At 60.7% G+C, this 26,491-nt stretch carries 24 protein-coding genes; 15 read left to right on the top strand and 9 right to left on the bottom strand.

Going from position 1 to position 26,491, the window contains the following annotated elements:
* Positions 1-14 precede the first annotated feature (14 nt).
* A complete protein-coding gene (locus tag INF68_RS09445) occupies positions 15-236 on the top strand; it encodes a zinc ribbon domain-containing protein (protein WP_023308796.1) in 222 nt (73 codons plus the stop codon).
* Here INF68_RS09445 and INF68_RS09440 read toward each other — a convergent pair.
* Genes INF68_RS09440 through xseA form a run of 3 tightly spaced genes read right to left on the bottom strand, consistent with a single transcriptional unit; the run spans position 233 to position 3,035 of the window.
* The gene (locus INF68_RS09440; protein ID WP_126787278.1) at positions 233-583 is read right to left on the bottom strand and encodes a protealysin inhibitor emfourin; all 351 of its coding nucleotides are present in this window, start codon (positions 581-583) and stop codon (positions 233-235) included. The two genes, INF68_RS09445 and INF68_RS09440, sit on opposite strands and share 4 nt — an antisense overlap.
* Entirely contained in the window at positions 584-1,603 is a 1,020-nt protein-coding gene (locus INF68_RS09435; protein ID WP_063408285.1) for a M4 family metallopeptidase, read from the bottom strand.
* A gap of 58 nt (positions 1,604-1,661) precedes the next feature.
* Entirely contained in the window at positions 1,662-3,035 is a 1,374-nt protein-coding gene (gene xseA, locus INF68_RS09430) for an exodeoxyribonuclease VII large subunit (protein ID WP_126787277.1), read from the bottom strand.
* A gap of 158 nt (positions 3,036-3,193) precedes the next feature.
* On the opposite strand from xseA, the gene guaB reads away from it, so the two are divergent.
* A complete protein-coding gene (gene guaB, locus INF68_RS09425) occupies positions 3,194-4,660 on the top strand; it encodes an IMP dehydrogenase (protein ID WP_023333022.1) in 1,467 nt (488 codons plus the stop codon).
* 193 nt (positions 4,661-4,853) lie between these two features.
* Positions 4,854-6,431 carry a glutamine-hydrolyzing GMP synthase gene (gene guaA, locus INF68_RS09420; RefSeq protein ID WP_006811514.1) on the top strand — a complete coding sequence of 526 codons (1,578 nt, stop codon included), beginning with the start codon at positions 4,854-4,856 and terminating at the stop codon, positions 6,429-6,431.
* A 56-nt stretch (positions 6,432-6,487) separates the two neighbouring features.
* Here the strand turns inward: guaA and INF68_RS09415 are convergent, their stop codons facing one another.
* Positions 6,488-7,318 (bottom strand): MurR/RpiR family transcriptional regulator, encoded by an 831-nt coding sequence (locus INF68_RS09415; RefSeq protein WP_008502123.1) that lies wholly within the window; start codon positions 7,316-7,318, stop codon positions 6,488-6,490.
* A 292-nt stretch (positions 7,319-7,610) separates the two neighbouring features.
* Between INF68_RS09415 and INF68_RS09410 the strand changes: the two genes are divergently transcribed.
* The 10 genes from INF68_RS09410 (at position 7,611) to iolB (ending at position 20,735) form a co-directional block, all read left to right on the top strand.
* The gene (locus INF68_RS09410) at positions 7,611-9,116 is read left to right on the top strand and encodes a CoA-acylating methylmalonate-semialdehyde dehydrogenase (protein ID WP_126787058.1); all 1,506 of its coding nucleotides are present in this window, start codon (positions 7,611-7,613) and stop codon (positions 9,114-9,116) included.
* A gap of 11 nt (positions 9,117-9,127) precedes the next feature.
* Positions 9,128-11,053: a 3D-(3,5/4)-trihydroxycyclohexane-1,2-dione acylhydrolase (decyclizing) gene (gene iolD / locus INF68_RS09405; RefSeq protein WP_126787059.1), complete on the top strand. Its 1,926-nt coding sequence runs from the start codon at positions 9,128-9,130 to the stop codon at positions 11,051-11,053.
* 303 nt (positions 11,054-11,356) lie between these two features.
* Positions 11,357-12,343 (top strand): inositol 2-dehydrogenase, encoded by a 987-nt coding sequence (gene iolG, locus INF68_RS09400; RefSeq protein WP_109845445.1) that lies wholly within the window; start codon positions 11,357-11,359, stop codon positions 12,341-12,343.
* Between the two features lie 31 nt (positions 12,344-12,374).
* Complete coding sequence (locus INF68_RS09395) at positions 12,375-13,304, top strand: sugar ABC transporter substrate-binding protein (RefSeq protein WP_023308788.1); 930 nt, start codon at positions 12,375-12,377, stop codon at positions 13,302-13,304.
* 48 nt (positions 13,305-13,352) lie between these two features.
* Positions 13,353-14,900: a sugar ABC transporter ATP-binding protein gene (locus INF68_RS09390; RefSeq protein ID WP_047060733.1), complete on the top strand. Its 1,548-nt coding sequence runs from the start codon at positions 13,353-13,355 to the stop codon at positions 14,898-14,900.
* A gap of 11 nt (positions 14,901-14,911) precedes the next feature.
* Positions 14,912-15,940 carry an ABC transporter permease gene (locus INF68_RS09385; RefSeq protein ID WP_008502116.1) on the top strand — a complete coding sequence of 343 codons (1,029 nt, stop codon included), beginning with the start codon at positions 14,912-14,914 and terminating at the stop codon, positions 15,938-15,940.
* 8 nt (positions 15,941-15,948) lie between these two features.
* Positions 15,949-17,082: a Gfo/Idh/MocA family protein gene (locus tag INF68_RS09380; protein WP_126787060.1), complete on the top strand. Its 1,134-nt coding sequence runs from the start codon at positions 15,949-15,951 to the stop codon at positions 17,080-17,082.
* Between the two features lie 12 nt (positions 17,083-17,094).
* Positions 17,095-18,999: a 5-dehydro-2-deoxygluconokinase gene (gene iolC / locus INF68_RS09375; protein ID WP_109845442.1), complete on the top strand. Its 1,905-nt coding sequence runs from the start codon at positions 17,095-17,097 to the stop codon at positions 18,997-18,999.
* Between the two features lie 11 nt (positions 19,000-19,010).
* Positions 19,011-19,901: a myo-inosose-2 dehydratase gene (gene iolE / locus INF68_RS09370; RefSeq protein WP_126787061.1), complete on the top strand. Its 891-nt coding sequence runs from the start codon at positions 19,011-19,013 to the stop codon at positions 19,899-19,901.
* A 9-nt stretch (positions 19,902-19,910) separates the two neighbouring features.
* Positions 19,911-20,735 (top strand): 5-deoxy-glucuronate isomerase, encoded by an 825-nt coding sequence (gene iolB, locus INF68_RS09365; RefSeq protein ID WP_126787062.1) that lies wholly within the window; start codon positions 19,911-19,913, stop codon positions 20,733-20,735.
* Here iolB and INF68_RS09360 read toward each other — a convergent pair.
* On the bottom strand, positions 20,701-21,915 hold the full coding sequence (locus INF68_RS09360; RefSeq protein ID WP_126787063.1) for an MFS transporter: 1,215 nt from the start codon (positions 21,913-21,915) through the stop codon (positions 20,701-20,703). The two genes, iolB and INF68_RS09360, sit on opposite strands and share 35 nt — an antisense overlap.
* A 115-nt stretch (positions 21,916-22,030) precedes the next feature.
* On the opposite strand from INF68_RS09360, the gene INF68_RS09355 reads away from it, so the two are divergent.
* Complete coding sequence (locus INF68_RS09355; protein ID WP_126787064.1) at positions 22,031-22,474, top strand: helix-turn-helix domain-containing protein; 444 nt, start codon at positions 22,031-22,033, stop codon at positions 22,472-22,474.
* A gap of 10 nt (positions 22,475-22,484) precedes the next feature.
* Here INF68_RS09355 and INF68_RS09350 read toward each other — a convergent pair whose 3' ends face one another.
* Genes INF68_RS09350 through INF68_RS09340 form a run of 3 tightly spaced genes read right to left on the bottom strand, consistent with a single transcriptional unit; the run spans position 22,485 to position 24,987 of the window.
* Positions 22,485-23,228, bottom strand: coding sequence for an alpha/beta fold hydrolase (locus INF68_RS09350; protein WP_126787065.1), 744 nt, complete (start codon positions 23,226-23,228; stop codon positions 22,485-22,487).
* 11 nt (positions 23,229-23,239) lie between these two features.
* On the bottom strand, positions 23,240-23,707 hold the full coding sequence (locus tag INF68_RS09345; RefSeq protein ID WP_023308778.1) for a DUF6130 family protein: 468 nt from the start codon (positions 23,705-23,707) through the stop codon (positions 23,240-23,242).
* 50 nt (positions 23,708-23,757) lie between these two features.
* Positions 23,758-24,987 carry an MFS transporter gene (locus INF68_RS09340; protein ID WP_126787066.1) on the bottom strand — a complete coding sequence of 410 codons (1,230 nt, stop codon included), beginning with the start codon at positions 24,985-24,987 and terminating at the stop codon, positions 23,758-23,760.
* Positions 24,988-25,084: 97 nt separating this feature from the next.
* Here INF68_RS09340 and INF68_RS09335 point away from each other — a divergent pair, with 97 nt between their 5' ends.
* Complete coding sequence (locus INF68_RS09335; RefSeq protein WP_126787067.1) at positions 25,085-25,975, top strand: LysR family transcriptional regulator; 891 nt, start codon at positions 25,085-25,087, stop codon at positions 25,973-25,975.
* Here INF68_RS09335 and INF68_RS09330 read toward each other — a convergent pair.
* Positions 25,972-26,142, bottom strand: coding sequence for a YfgG family protein (locus tag INF68_RS09330; RefSeq protein WP_023333002.1), 171 nt, complete (start codon positions 26,140-26,142; stop codon positions 25,972-25,974). The genes INF68_RS09335 and INF68_RS09330 overlap by 4 nt on opposite strands.
* Between the last annotated feature and the right edge of the window lie 349 nt (positions 26,143-26,491).

Here is a 26,491-nt window from a genome sequence, read left to right as displayed (position 1 = left end):
CAACAGGAGATAATATGTCGATTACCTGCCCGGAATGCCAGGCACCGCTGGAGCCCCAGAACGGGGTAGCGCACTGCGACAGCTGCAATAAAGATATTGCGCTTGAAGCCCGCTGCCCGGAGTGCCATCAGCCACTCCAGGTATTAAAAGCCTGCGGCGCGGTGGACTATTTCTGCCAGAACGGCCACGGCCTTATCTCTAAAAAACGCGTGGAGTTTGTTCGGGCCGAAGGTTAATCGCAGACGCAGCCTTCGCCTTTCTTCCACAACTCAACCAGCGACTCTGGCGCTTCCTGCTCCGGCACCAGCACGACGATATCGGCGTAGTGCGCCTGATTTTGCCCGGTCCAGATAATCTGGATGCGGAAATAGCGCTGGTCGCCGCTGCCGGGTGAAGAGGCTTGCCCCGGCGGCTGACCGCGCGGAAAAGCCTGCTCCAGGATGCTCACCAGGCGCTGGCGCTGGGCTTCATTGAGCGAGGAGAGTGCGATGGTGCGCTGCCCGCTCAGCCTGGGGATAAAAGCGACGCCGCCTTCCCGGGCCAGCTCAACCACGGCGTCATTCGTCAGTTCCGGAACCTGCATTTACAACACTCCCACCTGTTCCCAGGCTTGTTTAATGGCCGCTCCAACGTCGCCGCCGGAGCGTTTCTCTCCGTGCGCGATCGTCAGTTTTGCGAAGGCCTCAAAATCCGCATCCTGCGCCAGATTGCGATCGCAAACCGTGTCGTACCAGGCATAACCCGCTTTTTCCCAGGCGTAGCCGCCGATCGCCGTCGCGGCCAGATAAAATGCCCGGTTGGGGATGCCGGAGTTCAGATGCACGCCGCCGTTATCCTCGCGCGTTTTAATGAAATCTTTCATGTGCGCAGGCTGCGGGTCTTTGCCGAGCAGGGGATCGTCATAGGCTGTGCCGGGTTCAGACATTGAGCGCAGCCCTTTGCCGTTAATCCCTTTCGCCAGTAGCCCTTCGCCAATGAGCCAGTCAGCTTTATCGGCGGTTTGCTTCAGATGGTACTGTTTGACCAGCGAGCCAAACACGTCCGACAGAGACTCGTTCAGCGCGCCCGACTGCTCAAAATAGATAAGCCCGGCTTCGGTCTCGGTCACACCGTGGCTCAGCTCGTGCGCCACCACGTCGATGGCGATGGTAAAGCGGTTAAATATTTCCCCGTCGCCGTCGCCAAATACCATCTGCTGACCGTTCCAGAAGGCGTTCTGATATTCCCGGCCGTAATGCACGGTGCCGGTCAAAATAAGCCCTTTATTATCGAGCGAATCGCGCTGATATTCTTTCCAGAAGAAGTCATGGGTAATACCTAAATAATTATAGGCTTCATCCACCGCCACATCGCCGTTCGACGGCTGGCCTTCGTAACGCACCTGCGTACCCGGCAGCTCCTGGGTTTGCTTCGCGTCGTAAATATCGCGCTCCAGCTGCCCAGCTTTATTCACGTGCGGCGCGGCGGGTTTGCCCGGCATGTGGGCCATCAGCGTCTGGACATGGGTTAAGGTCTGACGGGCGCAGCGCTGCTGCGGCTCGGAACCGCTTTCGATAATACGACGAAGAATATAAGGGGGAATAACGCTATGAAGATGGGGCATGCTGCTCTCCTTATTAAAAAAGGGAATAGCAGCAGTATAGTAAGTAACCGGCGAAGAATTATCCGGTTTTACGCTGACGCGTTTTTTTCACCGGTTTAATTGATTTCACTTCGCTTTCTACCCAGCCGTCGGAAAGACGCGTCGTCAGCACATCGCCGGTATTTACCTGTTTAGTTTGCTTCAGCACTTTGCCGTCCGTCGCCGTCGTCACGCTATAGCCGCGCGCCAGCGTGGAGAGGGGGCTGACGGCTTCAAGGTGGGTCACCGCATTGCCAAAACGCTCGCGGGTGGTGCTCAGCCGCGCCCGGATTGTCTCCGCCAGACGATACTCCAGCTGCTGGATCCGCGTTTGCGCGCGATAGATTTTCGGCTGCGGGTTCTGCTGGTTCAGGCGCTGCGTCACGCGCTGCTGGCGCGATACCGCGCGCTTAAGCTGCGCGTCCACCGCAACGTTCATGCGCTGACGCAGACGATCCAGCACGGTCTGCTGGCGCGCCAGACGCAGCTGCGGATGCTGCTGCTGAAGTCGATGATGAAGCTGGGTAAAGCGGCGGGTACGGTTGGCAAGGAAGTAGTCCATCGCCATCTCAAGACGCTGTTGGCCGTTCTGAATCTGACGCAGCAGCTCCAGCTGGTTGCGGCTGACCACTTCCGCCGCCGCGGACGGGGTAGGCGCACGCAGATCCGCGACGAAATCCGCAATCGTCACGTCCGTTTCGTGGCCGACGGCGCTCACCACGGGGATAATACTTGCAAAGATTGCCCGCGCCACGCGCTCGTCGTTAAAGCTCCACAGGTCTTCCAGCGAGCCGCCGCCGCGCCCAACGATTAATACGTCGCACTCCTGACGGGCGTTCGCCAGCTCAATGGCGCGAACTATCTGTCCCGGCGCATCGTCACCCTGAACGGCGGTCGGATAGATGATGACGGGCAGGGAAGGGTCGCGACGCTTCAGCACGTGCAAAATATCGTGCAGTGCCGCACCGGTTTTCGAGGTGATGACCCCAACGCAGTGGGCGGGGGAGGGCAGCGTCTTTTTGTACTGCTGGTCGAAAAGCCCCTCGGCAGAGAGCCGGGCTTTTAGCTGTTCATACTTCTGCTGCAGCAGGCCTTCGCCCGCGGGCTGCATGCTCTCGACGATAATCTGATAATCGCCGCGCGGCTCATACAGGGTGATATTGGCGCGAACCAGAACCTGCTGGCCGTGCTGAGGGCGGAACGTCACGCGACGGTTGCTGTTGCGGAACATCGCGCAGCGCACCTGGGCGGTGTCGTCTTTTAGGGTAAAGTACCAGTGACCGGAGGACGGCTGCGTGAAGTTAGAGATCTCACCGCTGATCCAGACCTGCCCCATTTCCTGCTCAAGCAGCAAACGCACCGTCTGATTCAGGCGGCTGACGGAATAAATTGAGGGGGATTGAGAGGATAACATGTGAGCGGGATCAAATTCTAAATCAGCAAGTTATTCAGTCGATAGTAACCTGCTGAGAGGCAATCGCAAGCTTTTTTATAAAAAAGTGTAGATGCAATCGGTTACGCTCTGTATAATGCCACGGCAATATTTAACCACCCAGGTCAGAGATATTGCCCATGCTACGTATCGCTAAAGAAGCACTGACGTTTGACGACGTCCTCCTCGTTCCCGCTCACTCCACTGTTCTGCCGAATACTGCCGATCTCAGCACGCAGTTGACGAAAACCATTCGCCTGAACATTCCTATGCTCTCTGCGGCAATGGACACCGTGACTGAAGCGCGCCTGGCTATCGCCCTGGCACAGGAAGGTGGCATTGGCTTTATTCACAAAAACATGTCTATCGAACGTCAGGCGGAAGAAGTTCGCCGCGTGAAGAAACATGAATCCGGCATCGTGTCTGATCCACAGACCGTTCTGCCAACCACCACGCTGCACGAAGTGAAAGCCCTGACCGAACGTAACGGCTTTGCCGGTTACCCGGTGGTGACCGAAGAGAACGAACTGGTGGGCATCATCACCGGTCGTGACGTGCGTTTCGTGACTGACCTGAACCAGCCTGTTAGCGTGTATATGACGCCAAAAGAGCGTCTGGTTACCGTTCGCGAAGGTGAAACCCGCGACGTGGTGCTGGCAAAAATGCACGAAAAACGCGTTGAAAAAGCGCTGGTTGTTGACAGCAGCTTCCACCTGCGCGGCATGATCACCGTTAAAGATTTCCAGAAAGCAGAACGTAAACCTAACGCCTGTAAAGACGAGCATGGACGTCTGCGCGTCGGCGCTGCGGTTGGCGCAGGTGCCGGTAACGAAGAGCGCGTTGACGCGCTGGTCGCTGCGGGCGTTGACGTCCTGCTGATTGACTCCTCTCACGGCCACTCCGAAGGCGTTCTGCAGCGTATTCGCGATACCCGTGCCAAATACCCAGATCTGCAGATCATCGGCGGTAACGTGGCCACCGGCGCAGGCGCTCGCGCGCTGGCTGACGCTGGCTGCAGCGCGGTGAAAGTGGGTATCGGCCCTGGCTCTATCTGTACTACCCGTATCGTCACCGGCGTGGGCGTTCCGCAGATCACTGCGGTGTCTGACGCGGTTGAAGCGCTGGAGGGCACCGGAATTCCGGTTATCGCTGACGGCGGTATCCGCTTCTCTGGCGACATCGCCAAAGCGATCGCCGCGGGCGCGGCTGCCGTAATGGTAGGCTCCATGCTGGCCGGTACCGAAGAATCCCCGGGTGAAATCGAACTCTACCAGGGCCGTTCTTACAAATCTTACCGCGGCATGGGCTCCCTGGGCGCGATGTCCAAAGGCTCCTCTGACCGTTACTTCCAGACCGATAACGCCGCAGACAAACTGGTGCCGGAAGGTATCGAAGGTCGCGTTGCCTATAAAGGCCGTCTGAAAGAGATCATTCATCAGCAGATGGGCGGCCTGCGCTCCTGTATGGGTCTGACCGGCTGTGGTACCATTGACCTGCTGCGTACTAAAGCGGAATTCGTACGCATCAGCGGTGCGGGTATTCAGGAGAGCCACGTTCACGACGTGACGATCACCAAAGAGTCCCCGAACTACCGTCTGGGCTCCTGATAAGTTTCCGCGCCCGATCCAGTTACTCTATGGATTTCGGGTTGCAGGAAGGCGGCAAGTCCATGAGACCCCGGGAGCATAGTTAACTATGTGACCGGGGCGAATGGACGCAGCCAACGCACCTGCAGCCTGAAAGACGACGAGTAAATCGGGCGCTCTGTTTTTTGTTTCTCTTGCCTCGGAATTAGCGTCAATGACGGAAAACATTCATAAACATCGCATTCTCATCCTGGACTTCGGTTCTCAGTACACTCAGCTGGTGGCGCGTCGCGTACGTGAACTGGGCGTTTACTGTGAGCTGTGGGCGTGGGATGTCACGGAAGCACAGATTCGCGAATTCAATCCAAGCGGCATCATCCTGTCCGGCGGCCCGGAAAGCACCACCGAAGAGAACAGCCCGCGCGCGCCGCAGTACGTGTTCGAAGCTGGCGTGCCGGTATTCGGCGTTTGCTACGGTATGCAGACCATGGCAATGCAGCTGGGCGGCCACGTAGAAGGCTCTAACGAGCGCGAGTTTGGCTACGCACAGGTAGAAGTCGTCACCGACAGCGCGCTGGTGCGCGGTATCGAAGACTCCCTGACCGCAGACGGCAAACCGCTGCTGGACGTGTGGATGAGCCACGGCGACAAAGTGACCGCCATCCCGTCTGACTTCGTGACCGTTGCCAGCACCGAAAGCTGTCCGTTCGCCATCATGGCGAACGAAGAAAAACGCTTCTACGGCGTGCAGTTCCACCCGGAAGTGACCCACACCCGTCAGGGTATGCGCATGCTGGAGCGCTTCGTGCGTGACATCTGCCAGTGTGAAGCCCTGTGGACCCCGGCAAAAATCATCGACGACGCCGTTGAGCGTATCCGCCAGCAGGTTGGCGATGACAAGGTAATTCTCGGCCTCTCAGGCGGCGTGGACTCCTCCGTGACCGCGATGCTGCTGCACCGCGCCATCGGCAAAAACCTGACCTGCGTATTCGTGGACAACGGTCTGCTGCGTCTGAACGAAGCCCAGCAGGTCATGGACATGTTCGGCGACCACTTCGGTCTGAACATCGTTCACGTGGAAGGCGAGCAGCGCTTCCTGGACGCGCTGAAAGGCGAGAACGATCCGGAAGCGAAACGTAAGATCATCGGCCGCGTGTTCGTTGAAGTGTTCGACGAAGAAGCGCTGAAGCTGGAAGACGTGAAGTGGCTGGCGCAGGGCACCATCTACCCTGACGTGATCGAATCTGCGGCCTCTGCAACCGGTAAAGCACACGTCATCAAATCTCACCACAACGTGGGCGGCCTGCCGAAAGAGATGAAGATGGGCCTGGTTGAACCGCTGCGCGAGCTGTTCAAAGACGAAGTACGTAAGATCGGTCTGGAACTGGGTCTGCCGTACGACATGCTCTACCGTCACCCGTTCCCGGGTCCGGGTCTGGGCGTGCGCGTGCTGGGCGAAGTGAAGAAAGAGTACTGCGACCTGCTGCGTCGCGCGGACGCGATCTTCATCGAAGAGCTGCACAAAGCTGACCTGTACAACAAGGTAAGCCAGGCGTTCACCGTGTTCCTGCCGGTTCGCTCCGTTGGCGTAATGGGCGATGGCCGCAAGTACGACTGGGTTGTTTCCCTGCGTGCGGTGGAAACCATCGACTTCATGACCGCGCACTGGGCGCACTTGCCGTATGACTTCTTAGGCCGCGTGTCTAACCGCATCATCAACGAAGTTAACGGTATTTCCCGCGTGGTGTATGACATCAGCGGTAAGCCACCGGCTACGATTGAGTGGGAATGATTTCCCGCTGAATTAACAACCAAACCCTCTGCCTGTGCAGGGGGTTTTTTATTGCCTTACTTCCCCTCTCCCAGCCGATACGCCAGAGCCACCACCAGCGACTGCACCAGGCACAGCGTCGCCGACTGGGAGCGAAACGCATCAACCTGCGCCTCTTTCACCACAAAGCAGAGATCGCTGAACGTCGCCAGCGGGCTAATCTGGCTGTCCGTAATCACTATCTGCCGCGCGCCGACGCTGGCGGCGGTTTCGCTGACCATCACCGTCTCTTCCGCGTACGGCGAGAAGCTGATCGAGACCACAATGTCGCGCGCCTTAATGCGGCTGATCTGCTCGCGCAGCATCCCGCCCATGCCGTCGAGCAGGATAGGGCGGCACTCCAGATGGCTCAGGGCGTAGGTGAGGTAGGCCGCGACGCTAAAGGAGCGGCGCAGTCCGGCGATGTAGATGGTGTCGGCGTCGGCCAGCAGCTGTACCGCGCGCTCCAGCATTTCCGGCTCGGCGCGGGCGGCCAGCTGCTGCAGCGCCTGCGCGTTCGAGCGGGCGAACTCCTGCAGAATATCGAGAGGCGTTTCCGGCACGGCCTCGCTCTCCATCTCGCGGAACAGCCGGGCGCGGTCGCTGTAGCTGGCGGTCTCCTCCACCAGGTTCATGCGAAACAGCTGTTTCATTTCGTTGAAGCCGGTGAAGTCAAAGGCGTTAGCAAAGCGGATCAGCGTCGAGGGCGGCACGTCGGCGCGCTCGGCAATGACGGCAACCGTATCAAAGGCCACGCTGTTGGTGTTATCCAGCACGTAGCGGGAGACCTGCTGCAGCCTCTTGCTCAGGCTATCGTAGCGATCGCGGATTTGCTGCTGCAGTTCGTTCAGGCTGGTTGCTGTCGTCATCTTATCCCCCAAATACAGTCATATGATTCTAAACGCAAAACCGCGTCTTTTAAATGTCGGCCATCCATCTGGCAGCAAAAATGAAACAGAAGCTTCAGTCATTTCCTCGCCCGAAATCCCTTAATAGCGCACGCAGCGTCAGTGGTGCTGGCTGTTAACATAAAAATCCATCCTTGATCACAATAATCATCATTTATTTTATTTCAACTTAAAATGGAATATTTGTTTCATATATAGTGTTCAGTACACAGTGTTCAGGTAACAGTCACGTATCAACAGCGAGAGGTTAAGGATGGAGACGGTAGCGAATTTTATTCACGGCGAATGTGTCACCGGTTCAGGCCAGCGCGTTCAGGCGATCTTCAACCCGGCCACCGGCGAGCAGATCCGCCAGGTGGTGATGAGTACGGCGCAGGAAACGGAGCAGGCGATCGCCGCCGCGCAGCAGGCGTTTCCGGCGTGGGCGCGCCATGCTCCGCTTAAGCGCGCGCGCGTGATGTTCCGCTTCAAGGCGCTGCTGGAAGAGAACATGGAGCGCCTGGCCCGCCTCATCAGCGAAGAGCACGGCAAGGTCTTCTCCGACGCGGTGGGCGAACTGACGCGCGGCCTGGAGGTGGTGGAATTTGCCTGCGGCATCCCGCATCTGCAAAAGGGCGAACACTCGGCGAACGTCGGCACGGGCGTCGACAGCCACTCGCTGATGCAGCCGCTCGGGGTCTGCGCCGGGATCACGCCGTTTAACTTCCCGGCGATGGTGCCGATGTGGATGTTCCCGATTGCGCTGGCGACCGGCAACACCTTCGTGCTGAAGCCGTCGGAAAAAGATCCTTCTCTGGCGCTCGCGCTGGCGCAGCTGCTGAAAGAGGCCGGCCTGCCGGACGGCGTCTTCAACGTGGTGCAGGGCGATAAAGAGTCCGTTGACGTGCTCCTGACCGACCCGCGCGTGCAGGCGGTGAGCTTTGTCGGCTCCACGCCGATTGCGGAATACATTTACCAGACCGCGTCCGCCCACGGCAAGCGCTGCCAGGCGCTGGGCGGTGCGAAAAACCACTGCATTTTAATGCCGGATGCCGACATGGAGATGGCGACCAACGCCATCATGGGCGCGGCCTACGGCGCGGCGGGCGAGCGCTGCATGGCGCTCTCGGTGGTGCTGGCAGTGGGGGATAAAACTGCCGATGACCTCTGCGCCCGGCTGGAAAAACAGATTGCCGCGCTGCGCGTCGGGCCGGGCCTGGACCAGTCGCCGGAAAACGAAATGGGGCCGCTCATCTCCTCCGCGCACCGCAGCAAGGTGCTGGGCTACATCGACAGCGGGGAAGCGCAGGGGGCGAAGCTTCGCGTGGACGGTCGCGGCTTCAGCGTGAAGGGCCACGAGCTGGGCTACTTCGTCGGGCCGACGCTGTTCGATAACGTCACCCCGGAGATGACCATCTATAAAGAAGAGATTTTTGGCCCGGTGCTTTCTGTGGTGCGCGTAGCAGATTACGCCAGCGCGGTGGATCTGATTAACCGCCATGAATATGGTAATGGTTCGGCGATCTTCACCCGCGACGGCGGCTGCGCGCGCCGCTTCTGCGAAGAGGTGCAGGCGGGCATGGTGGGGGTCAACGTGCCGATCCCGGTGCCGATGGCATTCCACAGCTTCGGCGGCTGGAAGCGTTCCATCTTTGGCGCGCTCAACGTTCACGGCAGCGACGGCGTGCGCTTCTACACCCGAATGAAAACCATCACCGCGCGCTGGCCGGAAATGCAGCAGGAGACAGGCGCTGCGTTCTCTATGCCCACGCTGGGCTGACAGGAGGTTTTATGCAAACCGAACGTATGACCATGGCCCAGGCGCTGGTCCGGTTCCTTAATCAACAGTACGTCAGCGTGGACGGTGACGAAACGCCCTTCGTGGAGGGCGTCGCCACCATATTTGGTCACGGCAACGTGCTCGGTATCGGTCAGGCGCTGGAGCAGAACCCCGGTCATTTACACATTATGCAGGGGTGCAACGAGCAGGGTATCGCCCACATGGCGACGGGATTCGCCAAACAGCACCGCCGTCAGCGTATTTTTGCCGTCACCTCCTCCGTCGGGCCGGGCGCCGCCAATATGGTGACCGCGGCGGCCACCGCCACGGCGAACCGCATCCCGCTGCTGCTGCTGCCGGGCGATATCTACGCCAGCCGCCAGCCGGACCCGGTGCTGCAGCAGATCGAGCAGTATCACGACCTCAGCATCAGCACCAACGACTGCTTCCGTCCGGTCTCCCGCTACTGGGACCGCATTAACCGGCCGGAGCAACTGATGAGCGCCATGCTAAGCGCGATGCGAACGCTCACTGACCCCGCCAATACCGGGGCGGTGACCATTTGCCTGCCGCAGGACGTGCAGGGGGAAGCCTGGGACTACCCGCTGAGCTTCTTCGCGCGTCGCGTGCACCATATTGAGCGCCGTCCGCCCGATCCGCAGCGTCTGGCGCAGGCGCGGGCGCTGATCGCCCGCAAGCGTCGTCCGCTGGTGGTGTGCGGCGGCGGCGTGCGCTATTCCGGCGCGCATGAGGCGTTTCGCGAATTTGTCGAGACGCTTCGGCTGCCGTTTGCTGAAACCCAGGCCGGAAAAGGGGCGCTGGTAAGTGACCACCCACTTAACCTGGGCGGCGTAGGAGTGACGGGGGGAATGGCCGCCAACCAGCTCGCGCCGCAGGCGGATTTAGTGATTGGCGTCGGCACGCGCCTGACCGATTTTACCACCGGCTCCAAGGCGCTCTTTTCCCACCCGGACGTTGAGTTTCTGCTGCTGAACGTGGCCGAGTTTGACGCCCTGAAGCTGGACGCGACCGCGCTGATTGCCGATGCCCAAACCGGACTGCAGGCCTTGACCCACGCGCTCGGGGATTACCGCAGCGGCTGGGGAGAGGCGATCGCTCAGGCGAAGTCCATCTGGCGCGAAGAGTGCCGTCGCCTGTGGGATCGCCAGTGGCGCCCTGACGACGCGCCCGAAGTGGCGGGGCACATGGACGCGCAGCTGGCGGAATACGGCGAGACGCTCAACACCCGCCTGACCCAGACGCGGGTGCTGGGGCTGATCAACCAGCATATTGAAGATAGCGCCGTTGTGGTGGGCGCGGCCGGTTCGCTGCCGGGGGATTTACAGCGCCTCTGGCAGGTCAAAACGCCGGACAGCTATCACCTGGAGTACGGCTACTCCTGCATGGGCTACGAGATTGCGGCGGCCATCGGCGCGAAGCTCGCCAGACCCGAACTGCCGGTGTACGCCATGGTGGGGGATGGCTCCTACATGATGCTGCACTCCGAGCTGCAAACCGCCGTTCAGGAGGGCATTAAGATCACCGTTCTGCTGTTTGATAACGCCAGCTTCGGCTGCATTAACAACCTGCAGATGGGGCACGGCATGGGCAGCTTTGGCACGGAAAACCGCCGGCGCAACCCGGAAACCGGGCGGCTTGACGGGCCGCTGGTGAAGGTCGATTTTGCGCAAAACGCGGAAAGCTACGGCTGCCGCGCGTGGCGGGTGAACGATGAGCAAAGCCTGCTGGCGGCGCTTGAGGCGTCGCGGGCGCATCCGGGCCCGACGCTGCTGGACATCAAGGTATTGCCGAAGACCATGACCCACGATTACGCCTCCTGGTGGCGAACCGGTGATGCGCAGGTGGCGGCGTCGTCTGCCGTGCGTGAAGCCGCCGAGCAAACGCAGGCCCAGGTGAAAAAAGCCCGTCAGTATTAAGTTTTCCTGCCGTAACGAAATTTTCATTTCATTTTTGTTTTCCCCTCACCCTAACCCTCTCCCATAGGGAGAGGGGACGGGTCGGTGCGGTTTTTTACTCCCTCTCCCTGAGGGAGAGAGCCGGGGGAGGGGAGTTGCCGCACGTTCACCTATGTTGTGAGATTGATAACAAAATTTATCTCATTCATCTCAAAAGTGTTAACCCGTACTCAAAAACATAATTTTCACTATTTATAAAAATGAAATAAATGTTTTATTTATAGAGTCGTTAGTTCACAGCATTCACCAACACCGGGAGCCGTTATGTTTAACATTGCTTTACTGGGCGCTGGCCGAATTGGCCAGGTACATGCAGCTAACATCGCCAGCCACGGCGCGACCACGCTCTGGTCCGTGGTTGACCCGAATCAGGAATTTGCCACCCGTCTCGCCGCGCAGTATCAGGCCCGTCAGCAGAGCCTGAACGAGGCGATGACCGACCCTAACGTTCACGCCGTGCTGATCGCCTCCGCCACCGACACCCACGCGGATCTGATTGAAATGGCCGCCCGCCACGGCAAGGCCATCTTCTGCGAAAAGCCGGTACACCTTGACCTCGCCCGCGTGCGCGACTGCCTGAAGGTGGTCAAAGAGTACGACGTGCCGCTGTTCATTGGCTTTAACCGCCGCTTTGACCCACAGTTTCGCCGAGTGAAAACCGACGCGCAGGCCGGGCGCATCGGCAAACCGGAATCGCTGCTCATCATCTCCCGCGATCCGTCTCCGCCGCCTGTGGAGTACGTGCGCGTCTCTGGCGGCATGTTCCGCGATATGACCATTCACGACTTTGACATGGCCCGCTTCATCATGGGCGAAGAGCCGGTGTCGGTGTATGCCCAGGGCAGCAACCTGGTGGATCCGGCGATTGGCGAGGCGGGGGATATCGACACCGCGTTTATCGTTCTGAAATATGCCTCCGGCGCGATGGCGACCATCGTCAACAGCCGCCGTTCATCTTACGGCTACGACCAGCGCCTGGAGCTGCACGGCTCCGAAGGGCTGCTGTGCGCGGGCAATATTCTTGAAAACCAGGTGCAGCATTACGGCAAACAGGGCTGCACCAGCGCGCTGCCGGAACACTTCTTCCTGCAGCGCTACAAATCCGCTTACGCCGCGGAATGGGAACACTTTGTTGCGGTCCTGCGCGGCGAAGCGGTGCCTGACTGCAGCGGCGATGATGGTGAACGTGCGCTGTACCTTGCGGATAAAGCGCTGGAATCACTGCGTAGCCAGCGCGAGATCGTCCTCTAAACACAACAACCCTACACAGAGAGACATAATAATGAAAAAACTGATCGTAGCCGCCCTCATCGCCATGACATCCGGGGCCGCCCTAGCCGAAAACGAGCAAATCGTTTTCAGTACGCCAAACCTGGCCATGCCGTTTGAAGTTCACATGCAGCGCACGGCGGTGAAAGCCGCAAAAGAGATGGGCGTGAAGCTTCAGGTGCTGGACGGACAGGGCAGCTCGCCGAAGCAGGTAGCTGACCTGGAAAACGCCATCACCCGCGGGGCGCAGGGCTTTATCGTCTCCCCGAACGACGTCAACGCGGTCTCCAGCGCGGTGGATGAAATTCAGGATGCGAAGCTGCCGGTGGTTACCCTTGACCGATCCGTCGACAGCCAGAAAAAAGTGCCGCACTTCGGCGCAAACAACTACAAGGGCGGCCAGGCGATTGGCGACTTCGTCAAAACCAAATTCCCTAACGGCGCGGACATCATTCTCCTCACCGGCCAGCCGGGCTCCTCTTCCAATATTGAACGCACCAAAGGGATCCGCGACAGCCTGAAGGCGGGCGGGGATAAATACAAGATCGTCGCCGATCAGACCGGCAACTGGATGCGTTCTGAAGGGATGCGCATTGTTGAAAGCGTTCTGCCTTCGCTGCCGAAACGTCCGCAGGTGATCCTCTCCGCCAACGACGATATGGCGCTGGGCGCGATTGAAGCGCTGCAGAGCCAGGGCGTGAAGCCGGGCGAAATTCTGGTCACCGGCTTTGATGCCGTACCGGAAGCGCTGGCCCGCGTGCGCGACGGCTGGCTGGCGGTGACGGCGGATCAGCGTCCGGGCTTTGCGGTGCAGACGGCGATGAGCCAGCTGGTGGCCAACGTGCGCGAGAAGAAGGCCATCACCGGGGCCGACTACCCGCCGACGCTGATCACCAAAGAGAACCTGCAGCAGGCTGAGCGTATCGGTGAGGCCGGTAACTAATATGTCCCGAGCCGCCTCTGGCGGCTCATCATGAGGAGGAGCAGACTGATGTCGCAACCCTTACTGAAAGTGACCGACCTGGCAAAAAGCTTTTCCGGCGTCTGGGCGCTGAGCAGCGCTCAGCTGACCGTCGGCAGCGGCGAAATTCACGCCCTGCTGGGTGAAAACGGGGCGGGAAAATCCACGCTGCTGAAGGCGCTCGCGGGCGCGCAGCCGCAAACGCGCGGGGATATCTGGTTCAACGGCGAAACGCTGCCGGTGGACGACTCTCCGGTGGCGCGCCAGAACAAGGGCATTATCACCATCTATCAGGAATTCAACCTGCTGCCCAACATGACCGTCGCGGAAAACATGTTTCTCGGACGCGAGCCCCGCAGGCGTAACCTGATCGTCGACGAAAGGGCGGTCAACCAGGAGGCGCAGGTCATTCTCGATTACCTCCAGCTGAACGTTGCGCCGACCACACCGGTTGCCCGTCTGAGCGTCGCCCAGCAGCAGATGGTGGAGATCGCCCGGGCGCTGACCCTCAACGCCCGGTTAATTATTATGGACGAACCTTCCGCCGCGCTGAGCGACAGCGAGGTGGAAAGCCTGCACCGCGTGGTGCGGGAGCTTAAAAACCGCGGCGTGAGCATTATTTACGTTACCCACCGCCTGCACGAAGTTTTCCAGCTCTGCGATCGCTTCACCGTTTTCCAGGACGGCCGTTTCACCGGCACCGGCGCGGTGGCGGAGACCAACGTTGAACAGCTGATCCGCCTGATGGTCGGACGCGACGTGGCCTTTAACCGACGCCCCGCCAGCGAAACCCATCATGAGGACAAACCCGTCCGCCTGGCGGTGAAGGGGCTGAGCCGCGAAAAACCGCCGCTGGATCCGCACGGTATCGCCCTGCACGACATCAGCTTCCACGTTCACGCCGGGGAAGTTCTGGGCATTGCCGGGCTGGTGGGCGCGGGACGTACCGAAGTGGCCCGCTGCCTGTTTGGCGCTGATGCGTTTACCTCGGGCAGCTTTGAGCTGGACGGCGTGCCGTATCAGCCGCGCGACCCGCTGTATGCTCTCGATCAGGGCGTGGCGCTGGTGCCGGAAGACCGCAAAAAAGAGGGGGCGGTGCTGGGGCTGTCGATCCGCGACAACCTGTCGCTCTCCTGCCTCTCCTCGCTGCTGCAGTGGCGCTGGTTCGTAAACACCCGCAAGGAGGACGATCTGATTGAGTCCTACCGCAAGGCGCTGCAGATCAAAATGGTCAACAGCGCGCAGGAGGTGCGCAAGCTCTCCGGCGGCAACCAGCAAAAGGTGATCCTCGCGCGCTGCATGGCGCTCAACCCGCGGGTGCTGATCGTTGATGAGCCGACGCGCGGCATCGACGTGGGGACCAAATCGGAAGTGCACCAGGTGCTGTTTGACATGGCGAAAAAGGGCGTGGCGGTGATCGTGATCTCCTCCGATCTGCCTGAGGTGATGGCGGTGTCCGATCGGATCATCACCCTCAGCGAAGGCCGGGTGACCGGCGAGATCCACGGTGACGACGCTAACGAAGAACGGCTGATGACGATGATGGCCATCAACCACAACGCCCTGAACGCGGCATAACGGAGTTTCTCATGACGCAGATGATTTCTAAAACGCAGGCCCCGGTCAAACGCGCCGGACGCATCGATCCCATCGCCTTCTTCGAGCGCTTCGGGGTGCTGATTTTCATGATCCTGCTGCTGATCTTCTTCCAGTCGCAGAACAGCAACTTTTTCTCTGAACGCAATATTTTCAACATCCTGACCGAAGTCTCCATCTACGGGATCATGGCCGTGGGGATGACCTTCGTCATCCTGACTGCCGGGATTGACCTCTCCGTGGGCTCCATTCTGGCGGTCTGCGCCATGACCGCGGCGTACGTGATTAAGGGCGACAACTTCACCACCGTCGATCCGAACGCCTGGGGCGGCATGAGCTGGCTGATTGGTCTGGGGATTTGTCTGGCCATGGGCACGGCGATCGGCTTCCTGCACGGCCTGGGCGTGACCCGTCTGCGCCTGCCTCCGTTCATCGTCACCCTCGGTGGGATGACCATCTGGCGCGGCCTGACGCTGGTGATTAACGACGGCGCGCCGATCGCCGGGTTCGATCAGGGCTACCGCTGGTGGGGTCGCGGCGAGCTGCTCGGCATCTCCATTCCGATCTGGATCTTCGCCATCGTCGCCCTCGGCGGCTATCTGGCGCTGCATAAAACCCGCTGGGGCCGCTTCGTCTACGCCATCGGCGGTAACCCGGAGGCGGCGCGCCTGGCGGGGGTGAACGTCAAGCGCGTTCTGGTCAGCGTCTACGTGCTGATCGGCTGTCTGGCCGGGCTGGCGGGCTTCATTCTGAGCGCGCGTCTGGGGAGCGCCGAGGCGGTGGCCGGGATCTCCTTTGAGCTGCGCGTCATCGCCTCGGTGGTGATCGGCGGCACCTCGCTGATGGGCGGCTACGGGCGCATCGGCGGCACCATTATCGGCTCCATCATCATGGGCATTCTGATTAACGGCCTGGTGCTGATGAACGTCTCGGCCTACTACCAGCAGATTATCACCGGATTAATTATCGTTCTGGCGGTGGCATTCGATACCTATGCCAAGAGCCGTCGCGGCGCACTGTGAGGATCACGATGAAAGAGGTTCGTATTGGATTAATTGGCACCGGGTATATCGGCAAGGCGCACGCTATCGCCTATGCCCAGGCCCCGACGGTCTTCAACCTGCGCGGCAGGCTGGTGCGCGAGATGGTGGCGGAAGTCTCGCCGGAGCTGGCGGCAGCGCGCGCGCAGGCGTTTGGCTTCAACCGCTCCACCGGGGACTGGCGGGCGCTGGTGGCCGACCCGGCTATTGACGTGGTGGATATTTGTTCACCCAACCACCTGCATAAGGAGATGGCGCTGGAGGCAATCCGCCACGGCAAGCACGTCTACTCGGAGAAGCCGCTGGCGCTTAACGCCCACGACGCGCGCGAGATGGTCGACGCCGCGAAGCGGGCCGGGGTGAAAACGCTGGTGGGGTTCAACTACATGAAGAACCCGACCGCGCAGCTGGCGAAGGAGATTATCGCCCGCGGCGAGATTGGCGAGGTGATCCACTTCTACGGCACCCACAACGAAGACTATATGGCCGACCCGCTCTCGCCCATTCACTGGCACTGCTTTAAAGAGACCGCCGGGCTGGGGGCGCTGGGCGACCTCGCGGCGCATATCGTCAATATGGCCCAGTACCTGGTCGGGGAGATCGAGCAGGTCTGCGGCGACCTGAAGATTGTGGTCCCGGCGCGCCCGGCGAAGGCCGGATCGTCAGAGATGCTTGCCGTCGAAAACGAGGATCAGGCCCACGCGATGGTGCGCTTTGCGGGCGGCGCGCAAGGGGTTATTGAAACCTCCCGCGTTGCCTGCGGCCGTAAGATGGGGCTGTCGTACGTCATCACCGGGACGAAAGGCGCCATCAGCTTCACCCAGGAGCGCATGGCGGAGCTGAAGCTCTATCTGCATGACGATCCGGTGAACCGTCAGGGGTTCCGCACGCTGCTCGTCGGCCCGGCGCACCCGGACTACGCCGCGTTCTGCATGGGCGCGGGACACGGGATTGGCTTTAACGATCAAAAAACGGTGGAGGTGCGCGACCTGGTGGACGGGATTGCCGCCGACGCGCCGATGTGGCCGGACTTCGAAGAGGGCTGGAAGGTGTCGCGCGTGCTGGACGCGATCGCACTCTCGCACCGGGAAGGCCGCTGGCTGAACGTGAACGACATTGTCTGATGAGGTATCAACGTGGAAAAGCAGTTTGATGTGATATGCATGGGCCGCGTGGCGGTAGACCTCTACAGTCAGCAGATTGGTGCCCGTCTGGAGGACGCGTCGAGCTTCGCCAAATATCTCGGCGGGTCGTCGGGTAACGTGGCGTACGGCACCGCGCGCCAGGGTTTACGTTCGTCGATGCTGGCGCGCGTCGGCGATGAACATATGGGCCGCTTCCTGCGGGAAGAGCTCAACCAGGTGGGCTGCGATACCAGCCATCTGATTACCGATAAACAACGCCTCACGGCGCTGGTGCTGCTCGGCATTAAAGACCGGGACACCTTTCCACTGATTTTTTATCGCGATAACTGCGCGGACATGGCGATTACCGCCAGCGATGTGGATGAAAGCTACATTGCCTCCGCACGTTGTCTTGCCATCACCGGGACTCACCTTTCTCATCCGCAGACCCGCGAGGCGGTGCTGACGGCGCTGGGCTATGCCCGCCGTCACGGCGTGCGCACGGTGCTGGACATCGACTACCGTCCGGTGCTGTGGGGGCTCACCGCCTTAGGCGACGGGGAAACGCGCTTTATCGCCGCCGATAAGGTCACCCGCAAGCTGCAGGAGGTGCTGCACCTCTTCGACGTCATTGTCGGCACCGAAGAGGAGTTTCACATTGCGGGCGGCAGCACGGATACCCTCCAGGCGCTGGAGCTGGTGCGCGCCGTCAGTGACGCTACGCTGGTCTGCAAACGCGGCGCGCTCGGCTGCTCGGTCTATACCGACGCCATTCCGTCCCGGCTGGACGACGGCCTGACGGTGACCGGCGTGCGCGTGGAGGTGCTGAACGTCCTCGGGGCGGGGGACGCGTTTATGTCCGGCCTGCTGCGCGGCTACCTGAACGACGAGAGCTGGGAGCAGGCGTGCCGCTACGCCAACGCCTGCGGCGCGCTGGTGGTCTCGCGCCACGGCTGCGCCCCGGCGATGCCGAGCAAAATCGAGCTGGATGACTATCTTTCCCGCGCTGTGGATGTGCCGCGCCCGGATCTCGACCCACGTCTTAACCATCTCCACCGGGTGACCACCCGACGCCGCGAGTGGCCGGAGCTGTGCGTGATGGCCTTCGATCACCGCAGCCAGCTTGAGGATATGGCGATGCAGTGCGGCGCGTCGCTTAAGCGCATTCCCGCGCTGAAGCAGCTGATCCTGCAGGCCAGCCGCGAGGCGGCGAGCCGCGCCGGGCTGGAGGGCAAAGCCGGCCTGCTGTGCGACGGCACCTTTGGTCAGGACGCGCTGAACGCTATCACCGGAGAAGGGTGGTGGATTGGCCGCCCCATCGAGCTGCCGGGCTCCAGGCCGCTGGAGATGGAGCACGGCAACATCGGCACCCAGCTTATCAGCTGGCCGCAGGAGCACGTGGTGAAGTGCCTGGTCTTCTTCCACCCGGAAGATGCCCACGGCCTGCGCCTGGAGCAGGAGCAGAAAATCGCCGAGGTGTACCACGCCTGCTGCCGGTCCGGGCACGAGCTGCTGCTGGAGGTGATCCTGCCCGCCAGCATGCCGCGCAGCGACGAGCTCTACCTGCGCGCCATCTCCCGCTTCTACAACCTGGGCATTTACCCGGACTGGTGGAAGCTGCCGCCGCTCTCGGCCGACGGCTGGACGGCGCTGAGCGAGATTATCGAACGCCGCGATCCGCACTGCCGCGGGGTGGTGATCCTCGGCCTGGACGCTCCGGCGGAACAGCTGCGCGCCGACTTCAAAGCCGCAGCGGGGCAGACGGTAGTGAAAGGCTTCGCCGTGGGGCGCACGCTGTTTGGCGATGCCTCCCGCGCGTGGCTGAAGCACGATATTGACGATGCGCAGCTGGTGGCGCGCATCCGGGACAACTACCTGCAGCTTATCGCCTGGTGGCGCGAGCGCGGACACGCATAATGGAGACGAAAATGAGTGTGCAATTAGGCATTAACCCGCTGACGTGGACGAACGACGATCTGCCTTCTCTCGGCGCGGAGACGTCGCTGGAGACCTGTCTGAGCGAAGGTAAAGAGGCCGGTTTTGCCGGCTTCGAGCTGGGCAATAAATTCCCGCGCGAAGCGCGCCTGCTTGGCCCCATCCTGCAGCGTCACGAGCTGCAGCTGGTCTCCGGCTGGTACTCCGGCCGCCTGCTGGAGCGCAGCGTGGAGGAGGAGATCGCCGCCGTGCAGTCACACCTGACGCTGCTGCGCGAGCTGGGGGCGAAGGTGCTGGTCTTTGCGGAAGTGAGCGGCTGCATTCACGGCGAGCAGCAGACCCCGGTTCACCTGCGCCCGCGCTTCCCGCAGGCGCGCTGGAAGGAGTATGGCGAGAAGCTCACCGAATTTGCCCGCTACACCCAGCAGCAGGGCGTGCAGATTGCCTACCATCACCATATGGGCACGGTGATTGAGTCCGCCGAGGACGTGGACAACCTGATGATCCACACCGGGGAGGCGGTCGGACTGCTGCTCGATACCGGCCATCTGACCTTTGCCGGGGCCGATCCGCTGGCGGTGGCGCAGCGCTGGGCGTCGCGCATCAACCACGTTCACTGCAAAGACGTGCGCGCCGATGTGCTGGCGGACGTCAAAAACCGCAAAACCAGCTTCCTCGATGCGGTGCTGAGCGGCGTGTTTACCGTGCCGGGCGACGGCTGCGTCGATTACCCGCCGATTATGCGGCTGTTGAAGGCGCAGAATTATCACGGCTGGCTGGTGGTCGAGGCCGAGCAGGATCCGGCGATTGCCCATCCGCTGACCTACGCCCGTCTGGGGTATAACAACCTGAGCCGCCTGGCTCGCGACGCCGGACTGATTTGAGGAGGGAACATGTCACGTCTGTTATCACGCTGGCAACAGCCGAACGCGGAGGGGCGCACCCATTCCGTTACGCCGGAAAGCGCGGGGTGGGGGTACGTCGGCTTTGAGGCGTATGAGCTGCAGGAGGGGCAAACGCTGACGCTGCCCGCCGTCAGCGAAGAGCGCTGCCTGGTGCTGGTCGCCGGGCGCGCCTCCATCCGCACGCCTTCCGCGCAGTTTAACGACATCGGCGAACGGATGAGCCCCTTCGAGCGCATCAAGCCCTGGGCGGTGTACGTCACCTCTCAGGAGTCGGTGCAGGTGAAGGCTCTGACGAAGCTGGAGCTCGCGGTCTGCGCCGCGCCGGGCAAAGGCACGTATCCGACGCGGCTGATTGCGCCGCAGGATATCGACGGCGAAGCGCGCGGCAAAGGTCACAACCAGCGCTATGTGCATAATATTTTGCCGGAAGACAGGCCCGCCGATAGCCTGCTGGTGGTGGAGGTGTGGACCAGTGAGGGCTGCACCAGCTCGTACCCGAGCCACAAGCACGACACGGATAACCCGCCTCAGGAGACCTACCTGGAGGAGACCTACTATCATCGCCTTAACCCCGAGCAGGGGTTCTGCATGCAGCGCGTCTACACCGACGACAGAACGCTGGATGAGTGTATGGCGGTCTATAACCGTGACGTGGTGATGGTGCCGAAGGGCTACCACCCGGTCGCGACGATGGCCGGGTATGACAGCTACTATCTCAACGTGATGGCCGGTCCGGTGCGCAAATGGATGTTCACCTGGGAAGAGGACCACGCGTGGATTAATCGGGATTATCCCGCGGACAGCGGTGGCTAGCGCGGGTTAGCCACCAGAACACCAGCGCCAGCAGGCTGACCGAGGCGCCAAGCAGGCAGACGCCCGGCCAGCCGGCACAGGCATACGCCATCGTTGTGCCGAGCGCGCCGAGCCCGCTGCCGACGGCATAAAACAGCATGTAAAGCCCGACCAGCCGGCTGTGCGCCTCGGGACGGGTGCGGAAAATCATGCTCTGATTAGTGACGTGCAGCGCCTGACCGCCCAAATCGAGCAGTATGATGCCGATAAGCAAGATCCCGAGTGAACGGTCCATCAGCGACAAGGGCCACCAGGCTAACAGCAAGATACTCAGCGCCGCCGCGCTGGTGCGTTGGGCATATCCCCGATCGGCCCAGCGTCCTGCCCGGCCAGCCGCCAGCGCGCCCGCCGCGCCAGCCAGCCCAAACGCGCCAATCGCTGTATGCGAAAAGTTAAACGGCGGTGCGCTCAGCGGCAGCACCAGCGCGCTCCAGAAAATGTTGAATGATGCAAACATCAGCAGCGCCAGCACGCCGCGTATCTGCAGCACTTTTTCCTGCCGCAGCAGCGTGAGCATTGAGCCAATCAGGCGCGGATAGCTCATCGTGGCAGTGACGGCTGGCAGGGCGGGGAGTCGCCACCACAGAGGTAACGCAATCATAAGCATCAGCGCGGCAGCACAAAGATAAACCCCGCGCCAGCCCGCGATATCGCTGATGCCACCGGCAAAGACGCGAGCGAGCAGCAAACCTGTGAACACGCCGCCCTGTGCCGCGCCGACAACGCGTCCCTGTTCATGGGGCGACGCGGCGCTGGCGGCGTAGGCGATCAGCCCCTGCGTCATGGCCGTGCCCAACATACCGGTCGCAAGCATGCCGATCAGCAGCGCTGAAGAGGACTGTGCCATGCTGACGGAAACCAACGCCACCACCAGAGCAATCAGCTGTACTGCCATGAGTCGTCGACGATCCACTTTGTCACCCAGAGGAACGACAAGCAAAAGAGCCAGCGCGCAGCCAATTTGTGTCGCGGTCACCACGCCCCCCACGGCCGCATGGCTGATGCCGAAATCGTTCGCCAGCGCGTCAAGCAAAGGCTGGGCGTAATAGACGTTTGCCACGCTTAGGCCGCTGGCGGTGGCGAACAGCCAGACCATGCTGCGCGGCATGTCGGCTGAAGGAAGGGCTGACGTCAGTGACATGTTCAAAATCCTCGCCTGTGATAACCTGGTTTTAAAATGAAACTGGTTGAATGCTAGGCTAAGCAGTTTTAAAATGCAACTAGTTATGGGGTGGCCTTTGCGAGGAAAACAGGTGATGTCCCGAAATACGGTAAAAGAGGAATATTGTCCCGTTGCCCGCAGCGTTGACCTGCTCGGGGATCGCTGGTCGCTTCTTATTGTGCGTAATGCGTTTGACGGCATGACGCGCTTCGGGAATTTTCAGCGCAGCCTTGGGGTGGCGCGCAACATCCTTTCTGACCGGCTTCGCAAGCTGGTTGAGGCGGAAATCCTGACGTTACGGGGAGCATCGGACGGCACGGCTTATCAGGAATATGTTCTGACCGACAAAGGCGAACGTCTTTTCCCCGTGATCGTGGCGCTGCGTCAGTGGGGCGAGCAAAATCTGTTTGCGCAGGGCGAGCGTCACTCGCTGCTGATTGACAGGCGGACGGGCAGGCCGGTTCCCTTTATGGCGCCAGCAGCGCATGACGGCACTGCGCTGCTGCCGGTGGATACGGAAGTGCAGAAGATCGAATGAGTCACTCCGGTTAATTACTGCTTATCGCCTGCTCAATCGTCCGGGCAGCGATCTGCGGCTGGCTGACCATCGACACGTGGCTTGCCGCCACCTCGGCTGTTTTCGCATGGATCGTCTTCGCCATCGCCCGTTCCAGATCGGGGTTGATCATACGGTCATTCTTGCTGACCACATACCAGCTCGGTTTGTCATGCCACGCCGCGTGGGAGACCTTTTCACCAAACGCCTCGGCCTTAATCGGCCCCTGCGTGGCCGCAATCTTATATTGAATGGCTGGCTTCACGTCAGGCGCGAAGTCCTTTCTGACGGCTCCTGTCGGCAGGTATAAATAGCCGTCCGCCGATTTAGCAATGCCCGCGCTGCCCGGCGGTGCAGGGTAGCTTCCTGCCAGATCCGCCGTCGACTGGCCGGAGTCCGGCGCGAACGCCGCCACGTACACCAGCGATTTTACCCGCGCATCGTTGCCCGCCTCGCTAATCACGGTACCTCCCCAGGAGTGGCCCACCAGCACCACGTCACCCTCGGCGCGGGCGATGGCCCGCCGCGTGGCCGCAACGTCATCCTTAAGCGACGTGAGCGGGAGCTGGACGGCAATGACCTCGGCGTGCTGTTTCTGCAGCAGGGTAATCACCTTATTCCAGCTACTGCCGTCGGCAAACGCGCCGTGGACCAGCACCACGCTGGTTTTACTCTGTGCAAAGGCGCTGGCGGAAAGCGCCAGCAGGCCTGCCGTCACTACAGACAGTGCTTTCATCTTCAGACTCCTTAAAAATGGTGGACCGCCGCGTGGGGCGGGACGGTGAATTCAACGGTTTTGTGGTCGAGCGGCTTGTGCGTCGGGTCGGCCAGAATAATTGTCACCTTGTGTTTACCGGCGGGCAGCCCCACCAGGATCACCGGCTCTCCGCTGGCGTCAGCCCAGTGCCACGGCGCGTCATCCACCACCACGTGAATGTGCCCGATGCGTGGCGTGACCTTGAGCGCTTCGGGGCCGAATACCGGCTCGATGCGCAGGTTTTCGGCACGGTACTGAATAAACACCGCGCCTTTGCTCAGCGGCCCGGCAAGCGGGGGATCGACTATCAGCTTTGCGGGCGGCTGCGGCTGCGCCAGCGGCGCAACGGCGGCGGGGCCGTTCACGTCCGCGGCGCTCAGGCTGTCCAGCGGTGTGGCCCGGGCATGGGCTACAGATGCCAGGACAAGCAGGGGGATAAGTGCGTAACGACGAATCATGGGTTCTCTCCTCATCGGTTCTGAATGGCGACAGGGAAAGAAAACCATTTTTATGTATCGGAGATATTTGCCGGAGGCGGCGTTTTGTACCCGTTTGTCAGCGTGGCGCTCTGGATACAGTGCGATACAGTTTGCGTGCGTGGACGGCGCACAATCGCTATCGCCAGCCCGGCAATCACTAGCGTCAGGCCCGTTGATACCCACATTGCACCTGCGATCCCCAGCGTTTTATTCAGCCACGCATAGGCAAACGGCGAGGCTGCCGCCATCAGCTGGCCGGGGATCAGCAGCATGCCGGTGCGGCGGGCATAGCTTTCGGTACTAAACAGCTCCAGCGGCAGGGTGGCTTTTACGATGGTGACCAGCCCGTTGATGGCGCCATAGCCCAGCACAAACCCGGCCGCACACCACGCAAACAGGGCGCTGCTTATCCCCAGAAGAAAGCAGAGCGGCATGGCCAGGGCGGTGAAAAGGGTCAGCCTGAACGGCGTTAAGCGGGCACCCGCCAGCACCTCCAGCGAGCGGGCGCCCGTCTGGCCGAGCCCCCACAGCATGCCGATGGCGACCGGCAGGCCGAAGTGGGCAATAAACTCCGGCAGATGGGTGGAGGTGCCGTTAGAGACAAAGGTGATGAGGGCAATGAAGGCAGCATAAAGCCAGCCGTTACGCCGCTCGTTGTTAAGAGGCGGCGCGGTGCCCTTTGTCGTCACCGTCAGCCGCTGCCGGGGAAGCGTTCGAATCAGCATCGCGCTCAGCAGGCCGAAGAGAGCATAGACGCGCAGCGCCTCCTGCCAGCTCATGACCTGCAGCAGAGCATCGCCCAGCGGCCAGAAAACGGCGGAGGCCAGCCCGCCGGCCAGCGTGACGCGTGAGATTGTTCTTCGCGCCTGTTGCCCGTAGAGGTTTACCAGCGCGGCGAACAGCGCGTCGTACAGCGACAGGCGCATCCCTACGCCGCCGATCAGCCAGGCGCAGTACCAGCTAAAAAGCGTCTGGGTAAACGCCATCACTGCGCAGCTTGCGGCGATCAGCAACGTGCCGCTCATCACCACTTTCTGACCGCCAAAGCGTGCCAGCAGGCGGGCGACAAACGGAGAAACCGCCGCCATCACCAGCATCGCCAGCGTCAGGCCGAGGTAAATCTGCGGTGATGACCATCCCCGGTCGGCTGAAATCGCCATTGCAAAGGTGCCGGGCATATAAAACGAGATCCCCCAGTTGATAAGCTGATTACATCCCGCCGTGAGGGTGAGGCGGCGTGGCAGGGCGGGTGTTTCCATTGTTTTTCATTCCGTTATGCAGTTGTCCTGAGCATAACTCGCGCGCTATTGTGCTGGCAGGGCAGCAACCTTATGCGCGGTATAAGAGAAACTTTGAATGACAACGCTTAATCTGGGCTATCTCGCCACGTTCCGTCTGGTGATCCAGCGCGGCAGCTTTTCAGCGGCAGCGGATGTGCTGGGTATTTCCCAGCCCGCCGTCAGCCTGCAAATACGCCAGCTGGAGCAATTTCTGCAAACGCGGCTGGTGGAGCGTACCGGGCGAGGGATTAAGGCTACGGCTGCCGGGGAAGCGTTGCTGGCGCATGGGGAGCGTATTCAGCAGGCGGTGGATGACGCCATTCGGTCCGTGAGCGCATTCAGCCACGATGTGAGCGGCACCATTACGCTTGGCACGGGGGCAACGGCCTGCATCCATCTTCTGCCACCGCTGCTGGAGAAGCTGCGCCAGGACTATCCGCTCCTGAGGGTGGGGGTGACGACGGGCAACACCCTCGACATCGTCAGGGCCATCGAAGAGAACCGGCTCGATATGGGGCTGGTGACGTTGCCGGTGAGTGGCAGAGCGCTGGACGTCATGCCGGTAATGGACGAAGAGTTTGTTTTTATCGCGTCGCGGGAGCAGCAGGATGCTTTCAGGGACTTTACCCCGGAGGCGCTGCACGCTCAGCCGCAGATTGCCTTTGAATCAGGCAGCGGTACCCGGGCGCTGATCGATGGCTGGTTTGCGGCGAATGGATTAGCGATAGCGCCGGTGATGCAGCTTGGCAGCATCGAGGCGATCAAACGTATGGTTCGCGCGGGGCTGGGCTACAGTATTGTGCCGCGAATGGCGGTCGAACAGGATGCCGATCGCGAAGGGCTATGCGTGATGTCGCTTACGCCCATGCTGCAGCGGCAACTGGCGGTGGTCATGCGGCAGGATAAAATCCTCAGCAAAGGGATCGCGGCCATTATTCGGCTCGTGCAACATCCTTCGGCTGTTTAGCGATCGGCGGTGTCGACGGTCAGGCTGGATTGCTGCGACTGGGTTTTGTCCTGATGGTGGTACCAGGCGCCAATTGAAGAGTAAACGAAGCGGCCAAAGAAAAACAGGAAGCTGATGAGCAGTATGATGCGGGTCATTCGGGTATTAAATTGATGTCGTTTTCGCATACGCGTGACCTGACTCACTCTGTTTTTCCTGGATAAGCCCTTTTGGGCGACAAGGATATTAAGGCACAGCGGGAAGGCGGGGTCAATTCTGCTGTGTGTAAATAACCGTCAATGTTTACATTGATTAATGTTATTGAATTTAATTAATGCATTTACCACATTGATAATATGAAGAAAATGATTTCAAAAAAACGCCGCAAACAGATATTTGCGTAAAATAGTTTGATTTAAGTCAACGGCTTCCCGGCCCTTATATTTAAAATTCTTCCTCCACACAGTTCGCCCCGCACGCCGCCGGGCGGCGCGTACGTCAGGTTGGATGCCTGTCTTTATTTTCCCTCTGGAGCGA

Origin of the sequence: Enterobacter cloacae complex sp. P16RS2 (assembly GCF_014982155.1) — a bacterium.
In the GTDB taxonomy this organism is placed as follows: domain Bacteria; phylum Pseudomonadota; class Gammaproteobacteria; order Enterobacterales; family Enterobacteriaceae; genus Enterobacter; species Enterobacter cloacae_M.
This window is presented reverse-complemented; position numbering and strand designations above follow the sequence as displayed.

What these genes read in the sequence shown, in the direction of transcription:
- INF68_RS09445 (WP_023308796.1), top strand. Translation starts at nt 15, where the DNA reads ATGTCGATTACCTGCCCGGAATGCCAGGCACCGCTGGAGCCCCAGAAC.
- INF68_RS09440 (WP_126787278.1), bottom strand. Translation starts at nt 583, where the DNA reads ATGCAGGTTCCGGAACTGACGAATGACGCCGTGGTTGAGCTGGCCCGG.
- INF68_RS09435 (WP_063408285.1), bottom strand. Translation starts at nt 1,603, where the DNA reads ATGCCCCATCTTCATAGCGTTATTCCCCCTTATATTCTTCGTCGTATT.
- xseA (WP_126787277.1), bottom strand. Translation starts at nt 3,035, where the DNA reads ATGTTATCCTCTCAATCCCCCTCAATTTATTCCGTCAGCCGCCTGAAT.
- guaB (WP_023333022.1), top strand. Translation starts at nt 3,194, where the DNA reads ATGCTACGTATCGCTAAAGAAGCACTGACGTTTGACGACGTCCTCCTC.
- guaA (WP_006811514.1), top strand. Translation starts at nt 4,854, where the DNA reads ATGACGGAAAACATTCATAAACATCGCATTCTCATCCTGGACTTCGGT.
- INF68_RS09415 (WP_008502123.1), bottom strand. Translation starts at nt 7,318, where the DNA reads ATGACGACAGCAACCAGCCTGAACGAACTGCAGCAGCAAATCCGCGAT.
- INF68_RS09410 (WP_126787058.1), top strand. Translation starts at nt 7,611, where the DNA reads ATGGAGACGGTAGCGAATTTTATTCACGGCGAATGTGTCACCGGTTCA.
- iolD (WP_126787059.1), top strand. Translation starts at nt 9,128, where the DNA reads ATGCAAACCGAACGTATGACCATGGCCCAGGCGCTGGTCCGGTTCCTT.
- iolG (WP_109845445.1), top strand. Translation starts at nt 11,357, where the DNA reads ATGTTTAACATTGCTTTACTGGGCGCTGGCCGAATTGGCCAGGTACAT.
- INF68_RS09395 (WP_023308788.1), top strand. Translation starts at nt 12,375, where the DNA reads ATGAAAAAACTGATCGTAGCCGCCCTCATCGCCATGACATCCGGGGCC.
- INF68_RS09390 (WP_047060733.1), top strand. Translation starts at nt 13,353, where the DNA reads ATGTCGCAACCCTTACTGAAAGTGACCGACCTGGCAAAAAGCTTTTCC.
- INF68_RS09385 (WP_008502116.1), top strand. Translation starts at nt 14,912, where the DNA reads ATGACGCAGATGATTTCTAAAACGCAGGCCCCGGTCAAACGCGCCGGA.
- INF68_RS09380 (WP_126787060.1), top strand. Translation starts at nt 15,949, where the DNA reads ATGAAAGAGGTTCGTATTGGATTAATTGGCACCGGGTATATCGGCAAG.
- iolE (WP_126787061.1), top strand. Translation starts at nt 19,011, where the DNA reads ATGAGTGTGCAATTAGGCATTAACCCGCTGACGTGGACGAACGACGAT.
- iolB (WP_126787062.1), top strand. Translation starts at nt 19,911, where the DNA reads ATGTCACGTCTGTTATCACGCTGGCAACAGCCGAACGCGGAGGGGCGC.
- INF68_RS09360 (WP_126787063.1), bottom strand. Translation starts at nt 21,915, where the DNA reads ATGTCACTGACGTCAGCCCTTCCTTCAGCCGACATGCCGCGCAGCATG.
- INF68_RS09355 (WP_126787064.1), top strand. Translation starts at nt 22,031, where the DNA reads ATGTCCCGAAATACGGTAAAAGAGGAATATTGTCCCGTTGCCCGCAGC.
- INF68_RS09350 (WP_126787065.1), bottom strand. Translation starts at nt 23,228, where the DNA reads ATGAAAGCACTGTCTGTAGTGACGGCAGGCCTGCTGGCGCTTTCCGCC.
- INF68_RS09345 (WP_023308778.1), bottom strand. Translation starts at nt 23,707, where the DNA reads ATGATTCGTCGTTACGCACTTATCCCCCTGCTTGTCCTGGCATCTGTA.
- INF68_RS09340 (WP_126787066.1), bottom strand. Translation starts at nt 24,987, where the DNA reads ATGGAAACACCCGCCCTGCCACGCCGCCTCACCCTCACGGCGGGATGT.
- INF68_RS09335 (WP_126787067.1), top strand. Translation starts at nt 25,085, where the DNA reads ATGACAACGCTTAATCTGGGCTATCTCGCCACGTTCCGTCTGGTGATC.
- INF68_RS09330 (WP_023333002.1), bottom strand. Translation starts at nt 26,142, where the DNA reads ATGCGAAAACGACATCAATTTAATACCCGAATGACCCGCATCATACTG.